This is a genomic window from Serratia plymuthica NBRC 102599 (genome assembly GCF_001590925.1).
In the GTDB taxonomy this organism is placed as follows: Bacteria; Pseudomonadota; Gammaproteobacteria; order Enterobacterales; family Enterobacteriaceae; genus Serratia; species Serratia plymuthica.
In genome coordinates, this window is record NZ_BCTU01000040.1 from 1 (window position 1) to 25,287 (window position 25,287).

At 56.0% G+C, this 25,287-nt stretch carries 20 protein-coding genes; 9 read left to right on the plus strand and 11 right to left on the minus strand.

Going from position 1 to position 25,287, the window contains the following annotated elements:
- The coding region (locus SPL01S_RS22705) for a S8 family serine peptidase (RefSeq protein WP_174523971.1) at window positions 1-1,519 on the minus strand (1,519 nt) is incomplete at its 3' end.
- 405 nt (window positions 1,520-1,924) lie between these two features.
- The gene (locus SPL01S_RS22710; RefSeq protein WP_004951666.1) at window positions 1,925-2,560 is read right to left on the minus strand and encodes a TetR/AcrR family transcriptional regulator; all 636 of its coding nucleotides are present in this window, start codon (window positions 2,558-2,560) and stop codon (window positions 1,925-1,927) included.
- Window positions 2,561-2,877: 317 nt separating this feature from the next.
- Here SPL01S_RS22710 and SPL01S_RS22715 point away from each other — a divergent pair, with 317 nt between their 5' ends.
- Together SPL01S_RS22715 and SPL01S_RS22720 are read left to right on the plus strand one after the other, a co-directional pair.
- On the plus strand, window positions 2,878-4,095 hold the full coding sequence (locus SPL01S_RS22715; RefSeq protein ID WP_063202955.1) for a Tm-1-like ATP-binding domain-containing protein: 1,218 nt from the start codon (window positions 2,878-2,880) through the stop codon (window positions 4,093-4,095).
- A 12-nt stretch (window positions 4,096-4,107) separates the two neighbouring features.
- Window positions 4,108-4,941 carry a phosphoenolpyruvate hydrolase family protein gene (locus SPL01S_RS22720; RefSeq protein WP_063202957.1) on the plus strand — a complete coding sequence of 278 codons (834 nt, stop codon included), beginning with the start codon at window positions 4,108-4,110 and terminating at the stop codon, window positions 4,939-4,941.
- A 128-nt stretch (window positions 4,942-5,069) separates the two neighbouring features.
- Here the strand turns inward: SPL01S_RS22720 and spy are convergent, their stop codons facing one another.
- Window positions 5,070-5,567 (minus strand): ATP-independent periplasmic protein-refolding chaperone Spy, encoded by a 498-nt coding sequence (gene spy, locus SPL01S_RS22725; protein ID WP_062869022.1) that lies wholly within the window; start codon window positions 5,565-5,567, stop codon window positions 5,070-5,072.
- 556 nt (window positions 5,568-6,123) lie between these two features.
- Here spy and pdeR point away from each other — a divergent pair.
- Window positions 6,124-8,118, plus strand: coding sequence for a cyclic di-GMP phosphodiesterase (pdeR, locus tag SPL01S_RS22730; RefSeq protein ID WP_063202959.1), 1,995 nt, complete (start codon window positions 6,124-6,126; stop codon window positions 8,116-8,118).
- 16 nt (window positions 8,119-8,134) lie between these two features.
- On the opposite strand, the gene SPL01S_RS22735 is transcribed toward pdeR, so the two are convergent.
- On the minus strand, window positions 8,135-9,001 hold the full coding sequence (locus tag SPL01S_RS22735; protein ID WP_006328758.1) for a crotonase/enoyl-CoA hydratase family protein: 867 nt from the start codon (window positions 8,999-9,001) through the stop codon (window positions 8,135-8,137).
- A 338-nt stretch (window positions 9,002-9,339) separates the two neighbouring features.
- On the opposite strand from SPL01S_RS22735, the gene yhjD reads away from it, so the two are divergent.
- From yhjD to SPL01S_RS22750, 3 genes are all read left to right on the plus strand, one after another.
- Window positions 9,340-10,359, plus strand: coding sequence for an inner membrane protein YhjD (yhjD, locus tag SPL01S_RS22740; protein WP_063202960.1), 1,020 nt, complete (start codon window positions 9,340-9,342; stop codon window positions 10,357-10,359).
- Window positions 10,360-10,687: 328 nt separating this feature from the next.
- Window positions 10,688-12,010, plus strand: a complete 1,323-nt coding sequence (locus tag SPL01S_RS22745) for an MFS transporter (RefSeq protein ID WP_063202963.1) — start codon at window positions 10,688-10,690, stop codon at window positions 12,008-12,010.
- Between the two features lie 99 nt (window positions 12,011-12,109).
- Window positions 12,110-12,871, plus strand: a complete 762-nt coding sequence (locus SPL01S_RS22750; protein ID WP_081113179.1) for a CDP-diacylglycerol diphosphatase — start codon at window positions 12,110-12,112, stop codon at window positions 12,869-12,871.
- A 28-nt stretch (window positions 12,872-12,899) separates the two neighbouring features.
- Here SPL01S_RS22750 and SPL01S_RS22755 read toward each other — a convergent pair whose 3' ends face one another.
- Together SPL01S_RS22755 and pdeH are read right to left on the minus strand one after the other, a co-directional pair.
- Window positions 12,900-14,933: an AsmA family protein gene (locus SPL01S_RS22755; RefSeq protein WP_063202967.1), complete on the minus strand. Its 2,034-nt coding sequence runs from the start codon at window positions 14,931-14,933 to the stop codon at window positions 12,900-12,902.
- 103 nt (window positions 14,934-15,036) lie between these two features.
- Window positions 15,037-15,822, minus strand: coding sequence for a cyclic-guanylate-specific phosphodiesterase (pdeH, locus tag SPL01S_RS22760; RefSeq protein WP_081113180.1), 786 nt, complete (start codon window positions 15,820-15,822; stop codon window positions 15,037-15,039).
- A gap of 142 nt (window positions 15,823-15,964) precedes the next feature.
- On the opposite strand from pdeH, the gene SPL01S_RS22765 reads away from it, so the two are divergent.
- Both SPL01S_RS22765 and kdgK read left to right on the plus strand, forming a co-directional pair.
- Window positions 15,965-16,168 carry a 2-hydroxymuconate tautomerase family protein gene (locus tag SPL01S_RS22765; protein ID WP_004951695.1) on the plus strand — a complete coding sequence of 68 codons (204 nt, stop codon included), beginning with the start codon at window positions 15,965-15,967 and terminating at the stop codon, window positions 16,166-16,168.
- 165 nt (window positions 16,169-16,333) lie between these two features.
- Entirely contained in the window at window positions 16,334-17,266 is a 933-nt protein-coding gene (gene kdgK, locus SPL01S_RS22770) for a 2-dehydro-3-deoxygluconokinase (RefSeq protein WP_063202969.1), read from the plus strand.
- Window positions 17,267-17,463: 197 nt separating this feature from the next.
- On the opposite strand, the gene ilvC is transcribed toward kdgK, so the two are convergent.
- Entirely contained in the window at window positions 17,464-18,939 is a 1,476-nt protein-coding gene (ilvC, locus tag SPL01S_RS22775; protein WP_004951700.1) for a ketol-acid reductoisomerase, read from the minus strand.
- Between the two features lie 179 nt (window positions 18,940-19,118).
- On the opposite strand from ilvC, the gene ilvY reads away from it, so the two are divergent.
- The gene (ilvY, locus tag SPL01S_RS22780; RefSeq protein WP_063202979.1) at window positions 19,119-20,000 is read left to right on the plus strand and encodes an HTH-type transcriptional activator IlvY; all 882 of its coding nucleotides are present in this window, start codon (window positions 19,119-19,121) and stop codon (window positions 19,998-20,000) included.
- 100 nt (window positions 20,001-20,100) lie between these two features.
- Here ilvY and SPL01S_RS22785 read toward each other — a convergent pair whose 3' ends face one another.
- The 4 genes from SPL01S_RS22785 to ilvE all read right to left on the minus strand — a co-directional run bounded on the left by SPL01S_RS22785 (window position 20,101) and on the right by ilvE (window position 25,282).
- Window positions 20,101-20,802 (minus strand): DUF2461 domain-containing protein, encoded by a 702-nt coding sequence (locus SPL01S_RS22785; protein WP_063202971.1) that lies wholly within the window; start codon window positions 20,800-20,802, stop codon window positions 20,101-20,103.
- 21 nt (window positions 20,803-20,823) lie between these two features.
- The gene (ilvA, locus tag SPL01S_RS22790; RefSeq protein WP_013814966.1) at window positions 20,824-22,368 is read right to left on the minus strand and encodes a threonine ammonia-lyase, biosynthetic; all 1,545 of its coding nucleotides are present in this window, start codon (window positions 22,366-22,368) and stop codon (window positions 20,824-20,826) included.
- Between the two features lie 5 nt (window positions 22,369-22,373).
- Entirely contained in the window at window positions 22,374-24,224 is a 1,851-nt protein-coding gene (ilvD, locus tag SPL01S_RS22795) for a dihydroxy-acid dehydratase (RefSeq protein WP_062869032.1), read from the minus strand.
- A gap of 131 nt (window positions 24,225-24,355) precedes the next feature.
- The gene (gene ilvE, locus SPL01S_RS22800) at window positions 24,356-25,282 is read right to left on the minus strand and encodes a branched-chain-amino-acid transaminase (protein ID WP_013814968.1); all 927 of its coding nucleotides are present in this window, start codon (window positions 25,280-25,282) and stop codon (window positions 24,356-24,358) included.
- Window positions 25,283-25,287 lie beyond the last annotated feature (5 nt).

Below are 25,287 nucleotides of genomic sequence, written 5' to 3' on the forward strand. Positions count from 1 at the left end.
AGGTGTTGGCACCGGTCAGCACCAGGGTGCCAACACCCTGCTTGGTCAGGCCGCCGTGGCCTGAGATAGCATTGCTCCAGACGTCCAGCCCGCAGTGAATATCGTCACACACCCGTTCGGTCGGTTTGCCCTTGTCCAGTACCGCGCCGATGCCCGGTAAATTCACCACAAACTGCTCGGGACCATAGGCACCACTGACGCGAAATTCCTCCGGAATGTCCTGTTCAGTGACGAACATGCCCGGACCGCGAATCGCTTTGCCCAGATCGATCATCCCCCAGCCAAACAGCGCATCGATACCCGGCGCGCCCATATCGACGGTGGTGGTCTTCAGTACCGAAGCGACCTGTGCGCCGGTCATGTACGGGAAGCGCTCCATCAGCACCGCAATGCTGCCGGCCACGTGCGGAGCCGCCATCGAGGTGCCGCTGTATTTGGCGTAACCCGTGGTCAGATTCTCCAGGCTGTTGCCTTCGATGATCGAGCTGTAAACTTTGCTGCCCGGCGCGGCAACGCAGAAGCTGGCGGTATAACCGCAGCGTGAAGAGAAGGTGCTGATGCTGTAATCGCCGCTATTGTTCGGATCTTGCAGGCTGGCGACGGAAAGCCAGTTGGGGGCAATCTCCGGCACGAAATAGGCCAGGCCGGCCATCGCATCCGGGTTATTCAGGTTGTAGTCATTACCGGCGGCAAAAATGGTGACGATGCCGCTGCGCGCCGCATCGATAGCGCCCTGATAGGCGCCGCCGGCTTTGGTGCCCAGTATCTGTTTGATTTGATCGAACTGTTTCTGCGCGTCGGCGAGCGTGAAGTGAGGGTAAGCCGGATCCTTGCCACCTTCATCGAACTTCTCGGTGATGCCGATACCCCAGCTGTTATTGATGATGCGCGCACCGCTGGCGATCAGCGCATCCCAACCGGCTTGGTATACCGCGCCGTCGTTGCCGAGAATGATGCCGTCTTCCGGCCCCGGGTCACCGTTTTCCGCGCTGATGATTTGCGCATTGAACGCCACGCCATGCATTTCGCCGCCATCGCGGTTGCCGGCTGCGATACCGCCCACATGGGTGCCATGTGAGCCGAGCGTGCCGTCTGAATCCACGCTCGGCGTGCCGTCATAACGGAATGCGTCGCCTTTCTTCACCGGGATGTAAGGATCGGTGTACTCGCGGATGCCGGTCGTGACCAGGTTGATCACCTTGCCCGGGCTGGCGAACTCCGGATGTTGGGCATACACCGGCTGATCGAAAATACCGAGCTTAACGCCTTTTCCAGTATAACCGGCGGCGTAGGCCTGCTCTGCATGGATCGCCCCCAGGCCCCATTCAGCGTTGAATTCATTACTGCGCCAACTGGCCGGATCGCCCTGCCTGCCGCTCTCGACATAGGGTGCGGCCTGCGCTCCGCCGATCGCCGCCAGACATAAAAGCACTGCGCTCCATTGCGCACGATTCACGCCAATTTCAGGCCAGCCAAAGGCCGCCTGAACAGGCTTGGGTCCTCTACGTTTATTTTCCATCCCAGATACCATCCATTGTTGTTTGCAAATGTTTTATTGGTTTTTTTGTGTAACAGTTTCGTAACACCAAATAAATAAAGCACAACAATCTCAAGCACGCCTAATGGGTCAATAGCGAGACAGCCTGATTGGGACCGATAAACGTTATGTCAAGGAGAGGGGATGCATAAGGATTTCAAATGACCATAAATGGCCGGAGAGAGCGTTTTAATTGCGGTGGATAAAAATATAATCCAATGATAAATATGGATAATATAAAAACAAAAAGGCCGAGGGCTATTTTCCCTTAGGCCTATTAAAAATAGCTTGCCAGCCCCTCTTATCACTTTAAATTATAAGAATTGCCGATATTTACTCAGTGAAATGTGCTGGTTTTGACCGAGAAGAACGTTGAAAATTGGATTATCATGCTAACGGTTTTCTGCTGTTCATCGCATCTTCTTCGGCCTGCCGAATAATGGCCTTCGCCATCCACTGCGTCACATCCTGAATGCCGCCGAGATCCAAACCCCAAATATCTTTCAGTACCAGAAAAACTTCCGAACCATAAATCAGTGAAAAAGAATGAATCACCCTCTGTAACGCCTCTGGCGGCAGTTTATCCTGTAACGGTTCTACCGCCAGCTTCAGCAGACGTTTGCGGTTGCCGCGTACCAGCTTTTCTATCGGCTTAATGGTACTGGAACGCGCCTCGGCCCATTGCTGGAGCGAAAGTTGCAATGCGGCACGCAAAGCACCTTCATGTTGCTCCATCTGTGGATAAGCAAAACTCAGCAACTGTTGAATGCGCGCCCGAGCGTCATTGTCCGTTGGTTGCCACTCCAGAATAGGCCCCAAACTCTCCGCAACCACAGCAGCGACTAACGCACTCTGCGTAGGAAAATAGCGATAAGCCGTAGCACGCGAAACCTGCGCATGCAGGGCCAGTTCGGTAATTGAGGGAAAAGTCCCACCGTCAAACAACACCATCGCACTGTCAAGTAACAGCTTGCGGGTTCTTGCGCGAGTATGGGTCAGATTTGGGGATACATTTAATGGCACGGCGACCTCTTTCACCAAGATAACGCTTGCCAGAACAATAGCTCAGGCGAATAAACACCACTGTAACAAACTTGGCTAGCGCTACGCCACGCAGGAAAAGGCGTTAATTTTTCCGTTCTTTCATAATATGAGACGCTAATCTCATTTTTGTGCTCAAACCTCTTGCACAAATGATACGGCAGTCTCATTATGATGATGAATTCACCGACTACGCTCAGTAATATTAGTCAACACCAGGGATTCAATTTAGTTAACTTATTAAATTATAATTAATATAGCGTGGCGGCCATCCGAACCTATCATTCAGGAACAGGCTAATGAACAATAATCAGGCGACGATCTATATCGCGACAACGGCGGATACGAAAGGACGAGAATTGGCCTATGTCCGCAGCCTTATCGCCGATATCGGGTTACCCACGCTAACCATTGATTTATCCACCCATCACGTTCCGGCCCGCTACCCTGCCGATATTTCCGCCGCCACCGTCGCCAGCTACCACCCAGAAGGCGAAAACGCGGTATTCTGCGGAGATCGCGGTAAAGCGATTGCCGCTATGTCCATCGCCTTTGAGCGGTTTATGCTTTCGCGTCAGGATGTTGCGGCCTTACTTGGCCTCGGCGGTTCCGGCGGCACTGCATTGATTACACCCGCCATGCAGCAATTACCCATTGGCCTGCCAAAGCTAATGGTTTCGACCATGGCATCCGGTGATACCTCCGGCTATGTTGGTGCAAGTGATATTGGCATGCTGTACTCGGTTACCGACGTAGCCGGTCTCAACCGTATTTCCCGTATCGTTTTAGGAAATGCCGCCCATCAAATCGCCGGCGCCGTTCGCTTTGCCACTCCGGCAGATACCGACAGTAAACCTGCCGTTGGGCTCACCATGTTTGGTGTCACTACTCCTTGCATTCAGGAGGTGACAGCCGCAATTGAAAAGGAATGGGATTGTCTGGTATTCCATGCAACCGGCAGCGGCGGCAGGGCGATGGAAAAGCTGGTTGATAGCCACCTGTTAAATGGCGTATTCGATTTAACTACTACTGAAGTCTGCGACTACCTGTTTGGCGGCGTGCTGGCCTGTAACGAAGATCGCTTCAATGCCATAGCCCGTACTGGCATTCCTTGTGTCATGTCTTGCGGTGCCCTAGATATGATCAACTTTGGCCACCCAGACACCATCCCCGCTCGTTATGCTGAGCGTCAGTTCTATAACCATAATGCCCAAGTGACTCTGATGCGGACTACGCCAGAAGAAAATGCCCAAATGGGCCGTTGGATTGGTGAAAAGCTGAATACGTGCACCGGGGAGATTCGCTTTCTGATCCCTGAAGGTGGCGTTTCCGCTCTCGATGCCCCTGGGCAAGCATTCTGGGATCCCGAAGCTTTGGCAGCCTTCGTCAACGCGCTGGAAATGACATGGCGACCCACGGAAAAACACCGTCTGATCAGAACCCCTTATAACATCAACGATCCCCGCTTTGCCGACATCGCCGTGCAACAGTTTAGGGAGATATCTCGTACTTATTGATTGGAGTTAAAAATGGCCAAACATACCCGACAGGAGCTACTTACTAAATTCAGGGAAATGATTGCCCGCCGTGAACCTATCATTGGCGGAGGTGCCGGCACCGGGCTCTCAGCCAAATGCGAAGAGGCCGGCGGCATCGATCTGATTGTCATTTATAACTCGGGCCGCTATCGCATGGCGGGTCGAGGCTCCCTGGCAGGTTTGCTGGCCTATGGCAACGCAAACGAAATCGTCATGGATATGGCCAAAGAAGTCTTGCCCGTGGTCAAACACACTCCTGTTTTGGCTGGAGTTAATGGTACGGATCCTTTCTGCCATTTTGACAAGTTTCTTGATGAGATTAAGAACACGGGCTTCGCCGGGGTGCAGAACTTTCCAACGGTGGGTCTTATTGACGGCAACTTCCGCGCCAATCTGGAGGAAACCGGTATGGGATATGCGCTGGAGGTGGACATGATTCGTCTGGCGCATGAAAAAGATCTGCTGACCACACCTTATGTTTTCAATGCACAAGATGCGGTAGCGATGACTGAGGCAGGTGCCGATATCATAGTACCGCACATGGGGCTAACTACCGGCGGCAATATTGGCGCGGAAACGGCTCTGACCCTGGCCGATTGCATCCCGTTGATTAACGATTGGGCCCAGGCTGCCAAACGGATCCGCGAAGACGTGATCGTCCTTTGTCACGGAGGTCCAATAGCCACGCCTGAAGACGCCGCATATATCATGCGGCACTGTCCTTTGGTGGATGGCTTCTACGGTGCCAGCTCCATGGAGCGTTTGCCTACTGAACTAGCGTTAACCGAAACCACTCGTCAATTTAAAAAAATTAACCGGGATTGACAGGAAGCTCACTCACTCGCACGCAATACCAAGGGAAACCCGTTGTTTAACGGGAAGGTAAGTTGAAGTGAGATAAGCAAAAGGGCCAGATGAATAATCTGGCCCTTTTTATTTACCCCATGACGCTATTACTGCTCGGTCGCCATTTTCGATTTCATTTTATTCATGTGGTCCATCATTTTCTGTTCGCGTTTCTGATAATTCTCATTGTATTGTTTTTTCTGCTCAGGGGTCAGCAGGTTATACATTTTATTTTCCGCTTTGGCGCGTTCCAACATATGTTCGGACTGCGCTTTGCTGATGGCATCAATTTGGGATTTTGCTTTTGCTTCATCGAAGCTGTCGCTAGCCACCAGGTTGTGCAACGCCTGACGCTCCTCTTTTACGCCCGCACCGCGATTCTGGTGTGATTCTTTCATGATGTCGCGCATTTGCTGGCGCTGCTGTTCAGTCAGGTTCAGGCCGGCAAACGGCCCGCCTTTACCTTCGCCTTTATGGTGCATCATTTTCATCGGGGCGGCATCCGCAGCAGTTGCCGGCGCCGCCGTGGTGTCCGCAGCGAAGGCCATGGAAGCAGAGCCCAGCGCCAGAGTAGAAGCTACAAATAAAGCGGTCAGTTTACGCATAATCATTTCCTTAAAATTATTCTTCATCAGGAGCGCTGTACGTGAACAGGCTCTTCTTTCGTTCGTCGGGGATAATAGTAGGCCGTTAAACATAGAGTAATGCGATGCTGTGTAAATTTTTTAAAACCCAAAACAGGTTTATTCGACAACTTTGAGTAAATTATGGAGATAGTGTCTAGGGTCCGGAAATTTTGATTGCCTGAGAAAATTAAAATTCACCCCAATGGGGTTATTCCTGCCGTCCGCCGCCTTTATTATAATTTAGCCTCATCCAGTACAACCGCCCTTCAACAATATGGCGGTATCCAATGCGCAAAAATCGTACGAATGTCCCTTGATTGAAGATTTTTCTCTTACACTCAAAGCAACCGGCAACAGTGGGACATTTACACAGCAAAACTAATTATTGCTTATATAATAGTTTCATCACCCATGCCCGCCCGTGAAAAACGTGTTATATGATGGAGATACGTGCACTGCGGCCGCTACCGAGCCTGAAAACTGCGGCTACGCTCATTGCGGAAACCTGGCTGTCGTGCCCTTTTGAGGAATCATCATGTTCGCAGACCAAGGTCCTATGCTCCTGAACGCCCACTTTGGCACCAGCAGCCCCTACTGGCGGCTGGCATTCGACAGCAATGCCCTGGAGCTGTCCGCAGTCAAAGGCAAAGCCCATATGGCCGTGGCGCTCAGCGCCATACAGGCGGCAAAAATACGGCGTCTGAGCGGCATTACCGCCAGCCTGGATATCTCTATTTCGCTGGTCGGCGAGCCGATACATTTGCATCTGGTGGGCCGCCGGATCAACAAACTGGAATGGGCCGGCACCGCCTCCGCTTTCAGCGACACCAAGTCGGTCGCCCGTGACCTGGTGCATGGGCTTTCCTTTGCCGAGCAAGTGGTATCCGAAGCCAATTCGGTGATTGTGATTGTCGATCAGCATGGCCGCATCCAGCGTTTCAACCGTCTGAGCGAAGAATACACCGGTCTGCATGAACATGATGTCATTGGCAAAAACGTCTTTCAGCTGTTTATGAGCCCGGAAGAAGCGGCGGCCTCGCGGCGAAATATCGCCGGTTTTTTCCGTAATGGTTCGTCCTACGAGGTGGAACGTTGGGTCAAAACGGTAAAAGGCGAGCGGCTGTTTTTGTTCCGCAACAAATTCGTCCACAGCGGTAGCGGGAAAAACGAAGTCTTCCTGATTTGTTCCGGTACGGACATCACCGAAGAACGCCGCGCCCAGGAACGCCTGCGGATGCTGGCCAATACCGATATCATCACTGGCCTGCCCAACCGCAACGCCATTCAGGACAAAATCATCCAGGCGATCGCGGAACGCGGTGACAGCAACGTTGGGCTGGTGTACCTCGATCTCGATAATTTCAAAAAGGTGAACGACGCCTACGGGCATATGTTCGGCGACCGTTTGCTGGTTGAGGTGTCGCTGGCGGTGCTCGGCTGTCTGGAGCCCGATCAGGTTCTGGCCCGTCTTGGGGGCGATGAATTCCTGGTGCTGGCCCGACAGGCCGACCGCGAGGTGCTGCAACAGCTTGCCCAGCGTATTATCGACCGATTGAAAACGCCCTTCCGCATCGGCCTTATCGAAGTCTATACCGGTTGTTCGATTGGCATCGCGCTGTGCCCGGAACACGGTAACGATCTCGACGGCCTGATCCGCAGCGCCGATACCGCCATGTACGTCGCCAAAGAGCGCGGCAAACGCACCTTTACCGTATTCTCGCCGGAAATGAACAAACGCGTCGCTGAATATATGTGGCTGGACACCAACCTGCGCAAGGGTCTGGAGCAGAATCAACTGGTGGTTTATTACCAACCGAAAATCGATGCGCTCAGCGGCATGGTGCACAGCGTGGAAGCCCTGGTACGTTGGGACTCGCCCGAACGCGGTCTGATCCCGCCGTTACAGTTTATCTCTTACGCTGAAGAATCCGGGCTGATCGGCCCGCTCGGTCGATGGGTGCTGCAGACTGCGGCCAAACAGGCCGCCCAGTGGCAGCAGCAAGGGCTGGCGCTGCGGGTCGCCGTAAATCTTTCCGCACGGCAGTTGGTCGATGATTCCATCGTGGAAGATCTTATCGACGTGTTGCAGCACAACCAGTTGACGCCGTGCCTGCTGGACTTCGAACTGACGGAAAGCAGCCTGATTGAGGATGAGAGACGCGCACGCGCGGTCATCACCCGGCTGCGTGAACTGGGCGCGCAAGTTCATCTCGATGATTTTGGCACCGGCTACTCCTCGCTGGCGCAGCTGGCGCGTATCCCGCTGGATGCCATTAAGTTGGATAAAAGCTTTGTGCGCGGCGTGAATTTCAATCCGGTTTCGCAATCGCTGGTGCGCGCCATCGTCGCGGCGGCCGAGGCGCTGAAATTCCGGGTGATCGCCGAAGGCGTTGAGACAGAAAGCGAGAACAGGTTCCTGGATGAGGTTGGCGTGGACGAGAAACAGGGGTTCCTGTTTGCGCGGCCAATGCTCCCGGAACAGCTGGAACATTGGCTGCGGTCTTATTGCCCGTCACCACCCTCAGCGTGATGCGGGCAGGTTTACATTAGCCGGCACGGCGCAGGTTCAGCGTATGACGATCCTGCAGCATGACCAAACGTTCAATATAGGCGCGGTCTTTCTCCTCGATAGTGAAAGCCGAATGCACCCAATCTTCGGTGATGTCCATCAACTCCGAACGTGTAAGCTGCAATACCCTCTGGCGAGCGCGCAGCATGGCGCGCATGCCGTTCAGCTTGGGCCGGATGGTATCGATAAAGGTACGGGTGGCTATATAGGCGTCACCGGGCTGGAAAAGTTGATCGACCAGGCCACGGCTTTCAAACCATTCGGCGGTGTGCGACTCGCCGCTCCAGATAAGCTCCTCGGCCAAGCGCATGCCCGCTTTGCGCGCCACCAGCGAATAACCGCCCATGCCGGGGAACAGATTGAAGGCAATTTCCGGGAAGCCCATGCGCGCATTGTTCTGCGCCAGAACGAAATGGTGCGCCAGCGCCGCTTCAAACCCCCCGCCCAGCGCGCTGCCCTCCACCATCGCAATGCTAACCGCCCCGGTATCGAACCCGCGCGCCGCCGCGTGCACACAATCAATGCAGGCGCGCGCGTAAGCCATCATCGCTTCACGTTTGCGGTTTTTAATCGCTTCGGCAAAGAATTGCAGATCGCCGCCAACGTTGAACATGTTCGGCACCAGCGAACCGGTCACCCAAAAATCAAACTGCAGCGACGACTCTTTCGCCGCCTGCGCCAACGTCATGATGTCCTCGATCAGCGCCTGATTGAAGCAAGGCCGCGGCTCGGCGCGCAGCAGCATCCACATGATGTGCCGCTCTTCCTCATAGTAGGCGGAAATCTGTGTCAAAGTGCCCGCTTCGGTAAACGGACGACAGGTGGGATGATTAAGTAATTTCATATGACCTTCCATTTTATCTATTGATAACAGGTGAAACCGTTCCAGCCCCTACGGCTGCAGTAACGCTGCGGTTGAACCACCGCAGCGCCACCTCATGAGTAAACGCTTTCTTGGTGATGAAATAGATAAAAATTGGCGGCCGACGAATGAAAAAAGCCGCTCTGGCAGAGCGGTTGATATAAGAATTTTACCTATCGGCAAGCAATAAGATTTCACCCGGCAGGCAACGCGATAAGCTCACAAATTGCCCGGTTGCCGCCCCGACGGCCAATCGGCGAGCATTTTGGCTATAATCAAGACTGAGACAGCCTATTTATCGTTAAGGAAATCGTGACGTAATGCCTACAGGATCAGATAAAGAACCCCGTCAGCCCCACAATGAAACGCCGCAAAAAACCCTGATCGGTATCAAAACCGGCCACGGAAAAATTGACCGGCACATTTCCGGCTTTTCACGGCTGGTCGAGCGCATCCAGGCCTGGCCTAGCATCGCTCATCTGCTGCGCGCCACCGAGCGCTTTAACGATCGTCTGGGCAGCCAGTTTGGCGCCGCCATCACCTATTTTTCGTTTCTCTCACTGATTCCGATTCTGATGGTGTCGTTCGCCGCCGTCGGCTTTGTACTGGCGTCCAATCCTGACCTGCTGGCCGGGTTGATCAATAAAATTGTCGGCAGCATCAGCGATCCTACGCTGGCCAGCACGCTGAAAAATACCGTTAATACCGCCATTCAGCAACGCACTACGGTGGGGCTGACAGGCCTGGCGCTGGCGCTGTATTCGGGGATCAGTTGGATGGGCAATCTGCGTGAGGCGATCCGGGCACAGTCGCGTGACGTGTGGGAACGTAATCCGCAGGATCAGGAAAAGCTCTATTTCAAATATACCCGCGACTTTATCTCGCTAACCGGCCTGGTGGTGGCGCTGATTATTACCCTGACGCTGACCTCCATCGCCGGTTCGGCACAGGCGGCGATCGTCAGCGCGTTGGGCCTGGAAGGCATAGAATGGCTGCGGCCTGCGATGACGCTGATTGCGTTGTCGATCTCCATTCTCGCCAACTACCTGCTGTTCCTGTGGATCTTCTGGATGCTGCCACGCCATAAGCCAAAGAAAAAGGCGTTGCTGCGCGGGACGCTGCTCGCCGCCATCGGCTTCGAAGTGATTAAGTTTGTGATGACCATGACGCTGCCGCAGGTGGCCAAATCCCCTTCCGGCGCCGCCTTTGGCTCGGTGATTGGGCTGATGGCGTTCTTCTATTTCTTTGCCCGCCTGACGCTGTTCTGCGCCGCCTGGATCGCCACCGCGCAGTATAAAGAAGATAAAACCCTGCCGACGTCCGAGCAGCCGGCCCCCTGAAGCAATGCAATCATACCGGCCATCATTCGATGGCTGGTGTTTTATTCTGAGATAACACTAAAACACCAGCACACACCACCAAAATCAAACCTTTCACTGTCTCAAAACCAGCATAACAAACTACCGACTAACTTTTCTTTACGATTTTTACAGCAATTAAATCTGTATATTATTCATTTTGCAACGTTAAAACCTAAAGGGAGTTACAGTACTGAAACATTAAGCTTTTTAACCGGTCAATGACGGTATTGTACAAAGTTTCATCATTGAAAAGGCATTTTGCTATGACTAAGATGGATTTTTACAAATTCAAAAAATAAGAAACACTATGCAAGCATCCATCGCACCAACTCTGGACGCCGACGAGGCGTCAACACCGGTAAACTCACGCGGAAAAGTGATTGTCGCCTCGCTGGTCGGTACCGCCATCGAGTTTTTCGATTTCTATATTTACGCCACCGCCGCAGTGATCGTCTTCCCGCATATCTTCTTCCCGCAGGGCGACCCGACCACGGCCACGTTGCAATCACTGGCCACCTTCGCCGTCGCCTTTATTGCACGCCCGATTGGTTCGGCGCTGTTCGGTCACTTCGGCGATCGCGTGGGCCGCAAGGTGACGCTGGTCGCCTCGCTGCTCACCATGGGGATTTCTACCGTGCTGATCGGCCTGCTGCCGAGCTATGAAACCATTGGCATCTTTGCGCCGCTCCTGCTGGCGCTGGCGCGTTTTGGCCAGGGGCTTGGTCTGGGCGGTGAATGGGGCGGCGCGGCTTTGCTGGCTACCGAGAATGCTCCTGCTAAAAAGCGCGCGCTGTACGGCTCGTTCCCACAATTGGGTGCGCCTATCGGCTTCTTCTTCGCCAACGGGACCTTCCTGCTGCTCTCCTGGCTGCTGACAGACCAGCAGTTTATGGAATGGGGCTGGCGCGTGCCGTTTATCCTGTCCGCAGCTCTAGTGCTGATCGGCCTGTATGTCCGCGTCTCGCTGCATGAAACTCCGGTGTTCGCCAAGGTGGCGAAAGCCGGCAAACAGGTAAAAATCCCGCTCGGCACCCTGCTGAGCAAGCATTGGAAGGCGACCATACTCGGTACCTTCATCATGCTGGCGACCTATACCCTGTTCTACCTGATGACGGTTTACTCGATGACCTACGGCACCACGGCGCAGCCGCTGGGGTTAGGGTACTCACGCAATACCTTCCTGTGGATGCTGATGGTGGCGGTAATCGGTTTTGGCGTGATGGTGCCGATTGCCGGCCTGTTGGCGGATGCCTTTGGCCGCCGCAAGACCATGATCGCCATTACCCTGCTGATGATCGCTTTCGCCTTCCTGTTCCCAAGCCTGTTGGGCTCCGGCAATCAGGTGCTGGTGATGGGCTTCCTGCTGTGCGGTCTGAGCATCATGGGCCTGACCTTCGGCCCGATGGGGGCGCTGCTGCCGGAGCTGTTCCCGACCGAAGTGCGTTATACCGGCGCGTCCTTCTCCTACAACGTGGCGTCAATCCTCGGGGCCGCCGTGGCGCCTTATATCGCCACCTGGCTGGCAACCCACTACGGTCTGTTCTACGTCGGTCTGTATCTGGCAGCGATGGCCAGCCTCACGCTGATCGCCTTACTGCTGATGAAAGAGACCCGGGATATGTCGCTGTAACCCTTGTTTTGCGGCCCCCCGGCGGGGCCGCACTTCCCGCTTTGTCTCCTGTCATAAATTCAGACTATGCTGTGCGCTCCTCCCGTTGAACGGAAATCGATGATGTCTCTGCGCCGCAGGCTGTATTGGTACCTTGTTCCCCTGATCGTTGCCGCCCTTGCATTGGGTGCCTGGTTCGGGCTGAAATCATCCCATCCGGACGCGCTTTGGCGCATCGTCAGCCAACAGTGCTTGCCCAACCAGCAGGCGTACAATAACCCGGCGCCCTGCGCACAGGTTGACACACAGGCCGGTTTTGTCGTGTTTAAGGATCGCAACGGGCCGCTGCAATATCTGTTGATGCCAAGCGCTAAAATTACCGGTATTGAAAGCCCTACGGTGCTGGAAGCCACCACCCCGAACTTCTTTGCGCAGGCCTGGGCGGCGCGCCATTTTATGGCGGATAAATATGGCAAAGAGATTGATGACGCTGATATTTCGCTGGCGATTAATTCCGAGTATGGCCGCAGCCAGAATCAGCTGCACATTCATATTTCCTGCCTGCTGCCGGCGGTAAAAACGCAGTTGGCGCAGTTTGCGGCGGATTACACCGAACAATGGCAACCGCTGCCCGGTGGCCTACTGGGTCATGATTATCTGGTGCGCCGGGTCGCGCCTGACGAATTGGCCAGACAAGGTGCTTTCCGCCTGCTGGCCGAGGGCATCCCACGCGCCAATGGCCGCATGGGCAGCTTTGGCCTGGCGATGACCGCACTCCCAGGTGGCGATTTCCTGCTGCTGGCCACCGAACGCAGCCTGCTGCCCTTTACTCTGGCCTCGGCGGAAGAAATTCAGGATCACGACTGCCGGGTGTTGAATTAAAGATGGCCCGCTCGGCGGGCCATACAGATCATTTCTTTTGCTTCATCTTTTGCAGGATTTGCCCGCATTGGTTTTCATCGCCGCCTTCGCTCGGAGAAACCAACGCCAACAAGGCTGCCGCCGGCGTCAGCACCACGCCCAGCGCCACCGCAGCCGCACCGCGCGCAATCAGCGGGCCGGCTTTAACACCGGCATCCGGGTTCTTGAAGGTCCCTTTCACATACAAGGGGGAACGCAGCGTCAGCACGCGCATGCCCTTACTTTCCGGATCGATGGACAGATCCAGCCGCTCGGTAGCCAAATTGGTGTTGCCGCTGATATTGATAATGGCGTTCTCGGTGTCAAACACGAACAGCCGCGGCGCGGCGACGCCATTGCGAATACCGACATCCGCCGCCGCACAGTTGATGCCCACGACGTCGTCACCAAACAGCTTCGCCACCAGATAATTGCCCACATTCAGACCGAGGATCTCCATCAGTCCGCGGCTGATCACGCCGTTGTTAACCACCATGCGCAGTTCGCCGCTGCTGGTTGCCAACAGATCGGCCACCGAATTACCGCTGCCGGTCAGTTTGGCATCCCCGTTCATCTGCCCCAGGCTGCGCTTCATCGACGCCACGTTAGGCAACAGCTGCTGAAGCTGGAATTTACGCGCATGCATATCCACCCGGCCCTGCATCGGATTTTTACCGCCGTCCAGACGAAGGGTGGCGTTGAGGTTGCCGCCGGCCACGCCGAATCGCAGCGGGTCCATCAGGATCACGCCGTTATCCAGCTGTAAATGGGTAGAGAGATCGCTCAGCGGCAGCGAGTTGCCGCGCTCGATGCGTTTCGCGGTAAATTTCACGTCCGCATCCATCAGGTTCCAGCTTTTGGTGTCAAATTTCTCAACCGGTAACACCTTGTCGGCAGGCTGACGGCTCTTCTCCCCACGACCGGCTTTTTCCGTATTGGAATCCGCACCAATCAACGGCACCAAATCGGCCAGGCGCAGCTGTTTCGACAGCACTTCACCGCTCAGTTTGGGCCGCGGTTTACTGGCGATATATTTCAAATTGCCGTGGATATCGCTGTCGCCGATTTTGCCGTCGAACTTCTGGTACTGGAACACCGCGCCGCCTTTCTCGTGCAACCGGGCGATCAGGTGCCCATCGGTAGAGTACGGCGGGGTATTCGGCAGCAGAACGCCAGTCAGGCCATACAGATTGCCCAGGCTATCGCCGGATAATTTTACCCGCAGATCCAACCCGCCGAGGTTCATCGGATCGGACAGCGTGCCAACCACCACCACCCGAGCTGCACCAGAGCGCACGTCGGCTTGCAGCGGGAAAGGCACCTCGGCATTCTGCAGCGACAGCATGCCGCCCATCTTGCCGCTGCCCGACAGCGGCTCGCCGTTGTATTTGCCCTTCACCTTCCAGCCAAAAACATAGTCGGGGGTGATCGCACTGCCGGCGTCTTTTTTTCCTGTGACCTCGCTGAACGGCAGCGGCTTGCCAAGCGGGTCAATCAGCGCACGGAAATCTGCCTTCAGCGTGGCGTCTTTAACATCAATCTGACCGCGATCGAAGACGACGTCATGAATATTCACCGACCAGTCGGACGTCGGTTGTTTGGGATCGCCGGCCAGGTTGAAGGTCCAGTTATTGTCGCCGTTCGCTAGCCGCTGCAAGGTGGCGTTCGGCTGTTTCAGCCAGATACGCGGAATCAACACCTCTTTACCGAGCAGCGCCAGCGGCGCGATGCTGACATCGACGCGTTGCAGTTGGACCATGCTGTCGCCGGGAATATTTTTGGGATTGCCCAACACAATGTCTTCGGCATGAATGTGCGGCCACGGCCCCCAGGCACGCCAGCCACCCTCATCTTTCTCACGCGCCCAGTCCACGCCCAGTTCGCCGCGGATCGCGAACGGCCGCTGCAACTCGGCAGACACCTTGTCATTGATGGTCGGTTTAAGGCGATTCCAGTCGAAGGTCATCACAAAGATCACCAGCGCGGCAATCACCAGCAGCACGATGCCGCCAACCCAGCTGAAAGCTTTTCCCGTTCTTGTCATATCGGCTCCCTGAACACGCTAATCTGCCAGTAAAATTGATAAGCAGGCTTTACCAAGCCTAGCCGAGGATAGGCAAGAGTTCACGCTTTAGGCGGGCAGAGAGTCAGGCGGGCGGCGAGGAAAACAACACAGGCAAGGTTTGCAGCGTTTCAAAACGGGCCGGGCGGGAAAGGTAGTAACCTTGCGCAGCCAATGCGCCGGAACGCTGCACCAGCAACCATTCCTGCTCGGTTTCCACCCCTTCGACGATCACCCCTTCGCTGAGCTGGTTCATTATTTTGATCAGGGTGAAAAGCAACTCGATGCCGTCTTCCGTCTGCTTCAACAGGGTGAATAACTCACGCGCCACTTTAATGTATTGGTAACGCCAGGTGCTGATGGCACAGAAGTTCGCCAAGCCGCTGCCGAAATCATCCAGCCACAACCGCTCCGCACCCGTAATTTGCTGCAACGGACAGCCCAGCGCCATCCCGGCGTGCTCCACCAGCTCAAAGCGCAGATAGGGCATCGCGGTAATCTGCCTTTGCAACTCAGCATGTCGCTGCAACGCCTGCAGCGCAATACCGTCGATATTGACCGACACCATCAACGCATGGCGGATAAAATGCGGCTGCCAGCCTTGCAGGAAGCTGAGTTGTTCCTGAATGATCCGCAGGCGCGAGCGAACGTCGAGGGCGGCGAAATAGCGCTCCGGCGATTGCGGCTTGTCCGGCGCACTGGGGTGATACACCACCGTTAACAGCTCTATCGCCAGCAAAGCGCCGGAGGTGCGGTAGATAGGCTGAAAGGTGTACAAACGCCGACATTGTCGCCAGTAACGTTGCGTTTTTACGCGCATGCAGACGGCAAGGAATGGCGCCAGCAGACCAGAGTTCGTCTTGGTTGTCATGGGTACTATCGCCATCGAAGGAGAATGAAAACGCTCAGGCTGCGGTAGTGCTGCTCTTAGTTTATCGGCAAGATGCGATAAAGCTTTAAGCGATAGCGAAAGCCTTTTACATTGATAACAGATCAATAACAGAGGAAAAGACATGCCCTACGTAAATATCAAAATTACCCGCGAAGGCGCGACGCCGGAGCAAAAGAAACAGCTGATCGCCGGCGTGACGCAACTGTTGGTGGATACGCTGGGGAAAAACCCGGCGACCACCGTGGTGGTCATTGATGAAGTAGAAACCGACAATTGGGGCATCGGCGGCCACAGCGTCACCGACCTGCGCGCAGCCGCTAAATAACGGCCGGCAGCTCGCGTCGCGTCGGGAAACTTTTCTATTTCCCGATAGCGATCATAAATTAATTAAAACGTTGTTTTATTTTCATTGACTCCTCCCCGCCCTTGCGTTGAGACTGAAGGCATTGCGCATCCCTTCGTTTTCTTCTTCCAGCCAGGGCCGTTGACTATGACCACCCAGAATCTTGCCGTGATCGGCGAATGCATGATTGAACTGTCGCAAAAAGGCGCGGATCTCAGCCGCGGCTTTGGCGGCGATACCTTAAACACCGCCGTCTATATCGCCCGCCAGGTGCCGGAAGCCGCGCTGCAGGTGCATTACGTCACCGCCCTCGGCACCGACAGCTTCAGCCAGGAAATGCTGCAGGCCTGGCAACAGGAAAAGGTTAAAACCGATTTGATCCAACGGTTGGAAAACAAGCTGCCGGGGTTGTATGTGATCGAAACCGATGACACCGGCGAGCGCACCTTCTATTACTGGCGCAACGACGCCGCCGCACGCTACTGGCTGGAAGGACCCCAGGCGGAAAGCCTGTGCGAGCATCTGGCCCACTTCGATTATCTGTACCTCAGCGGCATCAGCGTGGCCATTCTCAACCCAGCCAGCCGCACCCGATTGCTGGCGTTGCTGCACCAGTGCCGCGCCAACGGCGGGAAAGTGATTTTCGACAATAACTATCGGCCGCGCCTGTGGCAGAACCGTGAGGAAACCCAACAGGTTTATCGCGATGTGCTGGCCTGTACCGACATCGCCTTCCTGACCCTGGACGATGAAGACTTGCTGTGGGGCAACCAGCCGGTGGAACAGGTGGTCCGCCGCACGCAAGCACTGGGCGTGACGGAAATTGTGATCAAACGCGGCGCAGATGCCTGCCTGGTATTCAGCGCCGAAGGCACCGAGCTTGAGATCCCGGCGGTACAGTTGCCGAAAGAGAAGGTGGTGGATACCACTGCCGCAGGGGATTCCTTCAGTGCCGGTTACCTGGCAGTACGTTTAACCGGCGGTGATGCCGTGCAGGCAGCACAACGCGGCCACCTGACTGCCAGCACGGTGATTCAGTATCGCGGGGCGATTATTCCACTCGCAGCCATGCCGCAATAATTCCGTCACCGTAAAAATGCGAAAGGCCAGCACTGATGCTGGCCTTTTTATTGGACTCGAAAACCCATCTTAATACCCTATAGACTTCAAGTTGTAGCCAGGCGCCAAGCTATCTCATCCCCAGTCACTTACTTTAGTCAGTGACTGGGGTGTGATAGTGCAGGTAACAACGCTACAGCTTGAAAGACGACGGGTATTTAGCCTGCCACCGCGATACGTTTCATATCAGTCATATAACCACGCAGTTTGCGGCCAACGGATTCGATTGGGTGATTGCGCACCGCTTCGTTCACGTCACGCAGTTGCGCGTTGTCTACAGAAGTACCGGCCACGGATTTACCCAAATCACCGGCCTGCAGAGTTGTCATAAACTCTTTCAGCAACGGCACTGCGGCGTTAGCGAACAGGTAGTTACCGTATTCGGCGGTATCAGAGATAACCACGTTCATTTCATACAGACGCTTACGCGCGATGGTGTTGGCGATCAGCGGCAGCTCATGCAGTGATTCGTAGTAAGCGGACTCTTCGATGATGCCCGCGTCAACCATGGTTTCGAACGCCAGCTCAACGCCTGCTTTCACCATAGCGACCATCAGCACGCCGTTATCAAAGTATTCCTGCTCGCTGATTTTGCCTTCGAACTGCGGCGCATTCTCGAATGCCGATTTGCCGGTCTCTTCACGCCAGTTCAGCAGTTTTACGTCGTCTTCTGCCCAGTCTGCCATCATGCCGCTGGAGAAGGCGCCGGAGATGATGTCGTCCATGTGTTTCTGGAACAACGGTGCCATGATCTCTTTCAGTTGCTCGGACAGCGCATAAGCACGCAGTTTGGCCGGGTTGGACAGGCGATCCATCATCAGGGTGATGCCGCCCTGCTTCAGCGCTTCGGTGATGGTTTCCCAGCCGAACTGAATCAGTTTCTCTGCGTACGCCGGCTCGGTGCCTTCAGCAACCAGTTTGTCGAAGCACAGCAGCGAACCCGCCTGCAACATGCCGCACAGAATGGTTTGCTCACCCATCAGGTCAGATTTCACTTCGGCAACGAAGGAGGACTCCAGCACGCCGGCACGGTGGCCGCCAGTCGCTGCTGCCCAGGCCTTGGCGATCGCCATGCCTTCGCCTTTCGGGTCGTTTTCCGGGTGAACCGCAATCAGGGTCGGCACGCCGAAACCGCGTTTGTATTCTTCGCGCACTTCGGTGCCCGGGCATTTCGGCGCCACCATCACTACGGTGATGTCTTTACGTACCTGCTCGCCCACTTCAACGATATTGAAGCCATGGGAGTAGCCCAGCGCCGCACCGTCTTTCATCAGCGGCTGTACTGCGCGAACCACTGAGGTGTGCTGTTTGTCCGGCGTCAGGTTAACCACCAGGTCCGCCTGCGGGATCAGATCTTCGTAGGTGCCCACTTTGAAGCCGTTCTCGGTCGCTTTACGCCATGAAGGGCGCTTCTCGTCGATGGCTTCTTTACGCAGGGCATAGGCAACGTCCAGGCCCGAGTCACGCATGTTCAGCCCCTGGTTCAGGCCCTGTGCGCCACAGCCGACGATCACCACTTTTTTGCCTTTCAGGTAGCCGGCTTCATCCGCAAATTCGTCGCGTGCCATGAAACGACACTTACCCAATTGCGCCAACTGCTGACGCAGGTTCAAGGTGTTGAAATAGTTAGCCATGGTGGTACTCCAGTTAGATGTTGTGTCGATTTAGCTTATCGATGTTATTTTCATTCCCCGCCCTGTCTGTGCGGAGATTCGTTAAACTCAATGTATAACAGGAAACGCGTTGCTTAAATTGATATATTACGAATGTGATATTGCAATTTATGCAACACTCTTGCTGCGAGCATACCGATATGGATTTGCGTGATTTAAAACTGTTCCTCCATCTGGCGGAAAGCCAGCATTTTGGCCGCACCGCCAAAGCGATGCACGTCAGCCCGTCGACGCTATCCCGCCAGATCCAACGGCTGGAGGAAATCCTCGGGCAACCGCTGTTTTTGCGTGATAACCGCACCGTGCAGCTCACCGATGCCGGTGAACAGCTGAAAGAGTTTGCCCAGCATACCCTGTTGCAATACCAGCAGTTGAAACATTCGCTGGGCCAGCACGGCCCTTCGCTGAGCGGCGAATTGCGGCTGTTTTGCTCGGTTACCGCCGCCTACAGCCATCTGCCGCCAATCCTCGACAGGTTCCGGGCGCAGCATCCGCTGGTGGAAATCAAACTGACCACCGGTGACGCTGCCGACGCGGTCGACAAGGTGCAGTCCAACGAGGCTGACCTCGGCATTGCCGGCCGGCCAGAAACCCTGCCCACCAGCGTAGCGTTCACTAAAATCGGCGAAATCCCGCTGGTGCTGATCGCCCCTGCGCTCCCCTGCGCGGTACGCAGCCAGGCGTTTGCCGAGAAGCCCGACTGGGCCACCATTCCGTTTATCCTGCCGGAGCACGGCCCGTCGCGAAAACGCATCGAACTGTGGTTCCGCCGCCAACGCATCGCCAACCCGCTGATTTACGCCACCGTCGGCGGCCACGAGGCCATCGTTTCGATGGTAGCGCTGGGTTGCGGCATTGCGCTGATCCCCGGCGTGGTGGTAGACAACAGCCCGGAACCGGTGCGTAACCGCATCTCGCAGCTGGAAAATATTTCGATGGTCGAACCCTTTGAACTGGGCGTTTGCGTACAGAAAAAGCGCCTTAGCGATCCGCTGATCGAAGCTTTTTGGCGTTTACTTTAAACAACAGCGGATTTGTTGCCGTGTGAAAGATAAAAATCAAAATACCCTATGGATTTCAAGTTGCAGCCAACAACGCTGCGGCTTGAAAGACGGCGGATATTCATAAATCAGCCGGATCGATTTGCTTCATCGTCTCCACCTGCATCAGCCAGTGATACAGCGGCTCAAGCTGTTGGAAACCTTGTGTCAGCGTCTGCACCAAACCGGCGCTGAACAACTTTTCTACCTGGCTGTCGCTGACCATCACCGCGAAAGATTTGCGGTTGTACCAGGTGGCGATCTCCGCCACCTGCTCTTTCACCAGCGGGCGTTTGTAGCTTTCCCCCACCAGCTCGAACGGTGGCCGACAGCAGGCCGCTACCTCTAAAAACGGCTGCGGCCGGCGCAGCAGCGTATGGCGGAACAGGTCCATCGTCGGCTTGTTGGCGCTGTAATAGCCCAGACCATAGCGCAACATATCCGGCCCCAACTCGAAGAAATACACCGGCGCGTCCTTCCAGTCTTTACTCGGCCGTTTAAACGTCAGCCACATGCGGCTGCGATAGCGCGATTTGTCATGAGAGAAACGCGTATCGCGGTGGAGCCGAGACAGCGTTTTACCGATCGCCGGCCGGGTTTCAAACTGCGGATCGATCGCCAGCATGGCCGGGCTCAGCTCGGCCACCAGCGTACGGAACGGCGTCAACAGCTCCCGCTCGTAAACGTTACGATTGGCTTCAAACCAGTCTTTGTCGTTCTCGATACGCACCTGTTGGAGAAAATTCAGCCCCTGTTGGCTGAAACCGGTAAAACTGTCTGTCATACGCCGTCCTTGTCGATTCCCTTAGCCCTGCAAGAAAAAGCGGAACGCCGGGTTATCGGTTTCATCGTGGCAATCGTAGCCCAGCGCCTGCAAGTGCTGCTCAAACTCGGGTTCGGTCTGCGACAGCTCGAAGCCCGCCAGCACGCGGCCAAAATCGGTGCCGTGGCTACGATAATGGAACAGCGAAATATTCCAGTGAGTACCCAAGGTCTGCAGGAACTTCAGCAGCGCACCCGGCGACTCCGGGAATTCAAAGCTGTACAGACGTTCGCGCAGCGGCTTCGAAGGACGCCCGCCCACCATGTAACGCACGTGCAGCTTGGCCATTTCGTCATCGGACAGATCTACCACCTGATAACCGTCGGCATTCAGCTCGTCGATGATCTCCAGCCGTTCCGCATGACCGCGCGTCAGACGAACACCGACGAAAATGCAGGCGTTATCCGCATCGGCATAGCGGTAGTTGAACTCGGTCACCGAGCGGCCGCCCAGCAGTTGGCAGAACTTCAGGAAGCTGCCTTTCTGCTCTGGAATAGTCACCGCCAGCAGGGCTTCACGCTGTTCACCCAATTCGCAGCGTTCGGACACGTAACGCAATCCGTGGAAGTTCAGGTTAGCGCCAGACAGTACGTGCGCCAGGCGCTCGCCCTGAATATTGTGCTGCTGCACGTACTTTTTCAGCCCGGCCAGCGCCAGCGCGCCGGAAGGCTCGGCAATGGCACGCACGTCTTCGAACAAATCCTTTACCGCCGCACAGATAGCGTCGCTGTCGACGGTGATCACATCGTCCAGGTATTCCCGGCACAGGCGGAAGGTTTCATCGCCGATGCGCTTCACCGCCACACCTTCGGCGAACAACCCGACGCGCGCCAGATCCACCGGGTGCCCGGCATCCAGCGCCGCCCGCAGGCAGGCGGAATCTTCCGCCTCCACGCCAATCACTTTGATTTGCGGCATCAGTTGCTTAATCAGCACCGCCACGCCGGCCGCCAGGCCACCACCGCCAACCGGCACGAACACCCGGTCAAGATGCGCGTCCTGCTGCAGCAGTTCCATCGCCAACGTGCCCTGCCCGGCAATCACCGTGGGATGATCGAACGGCGGTACGAAGGTCATGCCCTGTTTCTGCGACAGCTCAATCGCCCGCGCCTTGGCTTCATCAAAGTTGGCGCCGTGCAACAGCACTTCGCCACCGAAACCGCGCACCGCATCCACTTTGATGTCTGCGGTGGATACCGGCATCACGATCAACGTTTTGATCCCCAGCCGTTTGCCGGAGTAGGCTACGCCCTGCGCATGGTTACCGGCGGAAGCCGTCACCACGCCGCGCGCCTTTTGTTCTTCGTTCAGACTGGCGATCATCGCATAGGCCCCGCGCAGCTTGAAGCTGTGCACCGGCTGACGATCTTCACGCTTCACCAGAATGGTATTACCCAGTCGCGAAGAGATTTTGCTCATGGCCTGTAACGGGGTGACCTGAGCCACCTCGTAAACCGGCGAGCGGAGCACCGCTCGCAGATACTCCGCGCCGCCGGGGGCGTCGGATAGGGGTTGTGATTCCGCCATGATGCTTAGCCTCCCAGCTTGCTCTTGTCGCGCACCGCGCCTTTGTCGGCACTGGTCGCCAGCGTGGCGTAGGCGCGCAGGGCGTAAGAAACCTGACGCTCACGATTTTTCGGTGTCCAGGCACGATCGCCACGCGCCAGCTCAACCTCGCGGCGTGCCGCCAGTTCGCTGTCTGTAACGTCCAGCACCATGCTGCGTTTTGGAATGTCGATGTCGATCATGTCGCCATCTTCGATCAGTGCGATCAGGCCGCCGCTGCCCGCTTCCGGAGAAACGTGGCCGATAGACAGGCCCGAGGTGCCGCCGGAGAAGCGCCCATCGGTAATCAGCGCACAGGCTTTGCCCAGCCCCATAGATTTCAGGTAGGTCGTCGGGTACAGCATTTCCTGCATGCCCGGCCCGCCTTTTGGCCCTTCGTAGCGGATGACCACCACGTCGCCGGCAACCACTTTACCGCCGAGAATCGCTTCCACCGCCGTATCCTGGCTTTCGTAGACTTTCGCCGGGCCACGGAAGGTCAGGTTATCTTTGTCGACGCCGGCAGTTTTAACGATGCTGCCGTCCAGCGCCATGTTGCCGTACAGCACGGCCAATCCGCCTTCCAGGCTGAACGCATTTTCCAGCGAGCGGATACAACCCTCTGCGCGATCGTCGTCCAGCGTATCCCAGCGGCAATCCTGCGAGAACGCCTGAGTGGTGCGGATACCCGCCGGGCCGGCGCGGAACATTTTCTTCACGGCTTCATCTTTGGTCAGCATGATGTCGTACTGTTCCAGCGTTTCCGGCAGCTTCAGGCCCAGGATGTTATCGACGTCGCGATTCATCAGCCCCGCGCGGTCCAACTCGCCGAGAATAGCCAGTACGCCGCCGGCTCGGTGCACGTCTTCCATATGGTATTTCTGGGTGCTTGGCGCCACTTTGCACAGGTGGGGCACCTTGCGCGACAGGCGATCGATATCTGCCATGGTGAAGTCAATCTCGCCTTCCTGCGCCGCTGCCAGCAGGTGAAGTACGGTGTTGGTCGAGCCGCCCATGGCGATATCCAGCGTCATGGCGTTTTCGAATGCCGCCTTGTTGGCGATGCTGCGCGGCAGCGCGCTTTCGTCGTCCTGCTCGTAATAACGTTTGGTCAGCGCAACGATGCGCTTGCCGGCGTTGAGGAACAGATCCTTACGGTCCGCGTGGGTTGCCAGCAGCGAGCCGTTACCCGGCTGAGACAGGCCCAGCGCTTCGGTCAGGCAGTTCATCGAGTTGGCGGTGAACATGCCGGAACAGGAGCCGCAGGTCGGGCAGGCGGAACGTTCGATTTGCGCGCTGTCGGCGTCGCTGACGTTCGGGTTGGCCCCCTGGATCATCGCATCGATCAAGTCCAGCTTGATGATCTTGTCGGACAGCTTGGTCTTGCCGGCTTCCATTGGGCCGCCTGAAACGAAAATCACCGGAATATTGAGGCGCAGTGACGCCATCAGCATCCCCGGGGTGATTTTGTCGCAGTTGGAGATACACACCATCGCATCGGCGCAGTGGGCATTCACCATGTATTCAACCGAATCGGCGATCAGTTCGCGCGACGGCAGGGAATAGAGCATACCGCCGTGGCCCATGGCGATACCGTCATCCACCGCAATGGTGTTGAACTCTTTGGCGACGCCGCCGGAGGCTTCGATCTGCTCTGCAACCAGTTTGCCCAGATCGCGCAAGTGCACGTGGCCCGGCACGAACTGGGTAAATGAGTTGACCACCGCAATAATCGGCTTGCCGAAATCGTCGTCGGTCATTCCGGTCGCGCGCCATAATGCGCGGGCACCCGCCATGTTGCGGCCGTGGGTGGTGGTGGCGGAACGGTACTTAGGCATGCTCTTCACTCCAAATGTATTTATTACAGGCGGCGAACGAACCGCCTAGATATTCTTATCTGTCTGTCGATTGACCCTATGGATTTCAATCTGCAGCTAACATCGCTGCAGGTTGAAAGGCGACGGGTAAATTATGGATTTACCGGATCCAGCCAACCGTACTTGTCTTCGGTCTTGCCGGTAAACAGGCCAAAGAATGCCTGTTGGATCTGTTTGGTCACCGGGCCGCATTTGCCGATACCGACCTGGATGCCGTCAACGCTGCGCACCGGGGTGATTTCCGCTGCGGTGCCAGACATGAACACTTCGTCGGCCAGGTACAACGACTCGCGCGACAATACCTGCTCACGCACTTCGAAGCCCATGTCTTTCGCCAGTTTGATAATGGCGTCACGGGTGATGCCCGGCAGCGCGGAAGAGGTGAACGGCGGGGTAAACAGCACGCCGTCTTTCACTTCGAACAGGTTCTCGCCCGCCCCTTCGGAAATATAACCGTGCACGTCAAGCGCAATCCCTTCCTGATAACCGTGGCGGCGCGCTTCGCTGCCCACCAGCAAGGAGGAAAGGTAGTTACCGCCGGCCTTGGCCGCAGTTGGAATGGTATTCGGCGCTACGCGCTGCCAGGAAGAAACCATCGCATCGATGCCTTGCTCCAGCGCTTCTTCACCCAGATACGCGCCCCAAGGAAACGCCGCGATAATCACGTCGGTATTGTAACCGGCCGGCGGGTTAACCCCCATGCCGACATCGCCAACAAACACCAGCGGACGAATATAAGCACTGACCAAATTGTTTTTACGCAGCGTGGCACGGCAGGCTTCCATCAGCTCATCGACGCTGTGCGATACCGGCATGCGATAGATTTTTGCCGAGTCGTGCAGACGCTGCATATGTTCGCGGTGGCGGAATACCACCGGGCCTTTATGGGAGTCGTAGCAACGGACTCCTTCAAACACCGAAGTGCCGTAGTGCAACGCATGCGACATCACGTGCACTTTGGCGTCAGCCCAGGGAACCATCTCACCATTGAACCAAATGTAATCGGCTTTCTTCGTCATTATTC

What these genes read in the sequence shown, in the direction of transcription:
- spy (WP_062869022.1), bottom strand. Translation starts at nt 5,567, where the DNA reads ATGCGTAAACTGACCGCTTTATTTGTAGCTTCTACTCTGGCGCTGGGC.
- ilvE (WP_013814968.1), bottom strand. Translation starts at nt 25,282, where the DNA reads ATGACGAAGAAAGCCGATTACATTTGGTTCAATGGTGAGATGGTTCCC.
- SPL01S_RS22765 (WP_004951695.1), top strand. Translation starts at nt 15,965, where the DNA reads ATGCCCTACGTAAATATCAAAATTACCCGCGAAGGCGCGACGCCGGAG.
- kdgK (WP_063202969.1), top strand. Translation starts at nt 16,334, where the DNA reads ATGACCACCCAGAATCTTGCCGTGATCGGCGAATGCATGATTGAACTG.
- ilvA (WP_013814966.1), bottom strand. Translation starts at nt 22,368, where the DNA reads ATGGCGGAATCACAACCCCTATCCGACGCCCCCGGCGGCGCGGAGTAT.
- SPL01S_RS22715 (WP_063202955.1), top strand. Translation starts at nt 2,878, where the DNA reads ATGAACAATAATCAGGCGACGATCTATATCGCGACAACGGCGGATACG.
- pdeH (WP_081113180.1), bottom strand. Translation starts at nt 15,822, where the DNA reads ATGACAACCAAGACGAACTCTGGTCTGCTGGCGCCATTCCTTGCCGTC.
- SPL01S_RS22745 (WP_063202963.1), top strand. Translation starts at nt 10,688, where the DNA reads ATGCAAGCATCCATCGCACCAACTCTGGACGCCGACGAGGCGTCAACA.
- SPL01S_RS22720 (WP_063202957.1), top strand. Translation starts at nt 4,108, where the DNA reads ATGGCCAAACATACCCGACAGGAGCTACTTACTAAATTCAGGGAAATG.
- yhjD (WP_063202960.1), top strand. Translation starts at nt 9,340, where the DNA reads ATGCCTACAGGATCAGATAAAGAACCCCGTCAGCCCCACAATGAAACG.
- SPL01S_RS22785 (WP_063202971.1), bottom strand. Translation starts at nt 20,802, where the DNA reads ATGACAGACAGTTTTACCGGTTTCAGCCAACAGGGGCTGAATTTTCTC.
- SPL01S_RS22755 (WP_063202967.1), bottom strand. Translation starts at nt 14,933, where the DNA reads ATGACAAGAACGGGAAAAGCTTTCAGCTGGGTTGGCGGCATCGTGCTG.
- SPL01S_RS22735 (WP_006328758.1), bottom strand. Translation starts at nt 9,001, where the DNA reads ATGAAATTACTTAATCATCCCACCTGTCGTCCGTTTACCGAAGCGGGC.
- ilvD (WP_062869032.1), bottom strand. Translation starts at nt 24,224, where the DNA reads ATGCCTAAGTACCGTTCCGCCACCACCACCCACGGCCGCAACATGGCG.
- ilvY (WP_063202979.1), top strand. Translation starts at nt 19,119, where the DNA reads ATGGATTTGCGTGATTTAAAACTGTTCCTCCATCTGGCGGAAAGCCAG.
- SPL01S_RS22750 (WP_081113179.1), top strand. Translation starts at nt 12,110, where the DNA reads ATGATGTCTCTGCGCCGCAGGCTGTATTGGTACCTTGTTCCCCTGATC.
- pdeR (WP_063202959.1), top strand. Translation starts at nt 6,124, where the DNA reads ATGTTCGCAGACCAAGGTCCTATGCTCCTGAACGCCCACTTTGGCACC.
- ilvC (WP_004951700.1), bottom strand. Translation starts at nt 18,939, where the DNA reads ATGGCTAACTATTTCAACACCTTGAACCTGCGTCAGCAGTTGGCGCAA.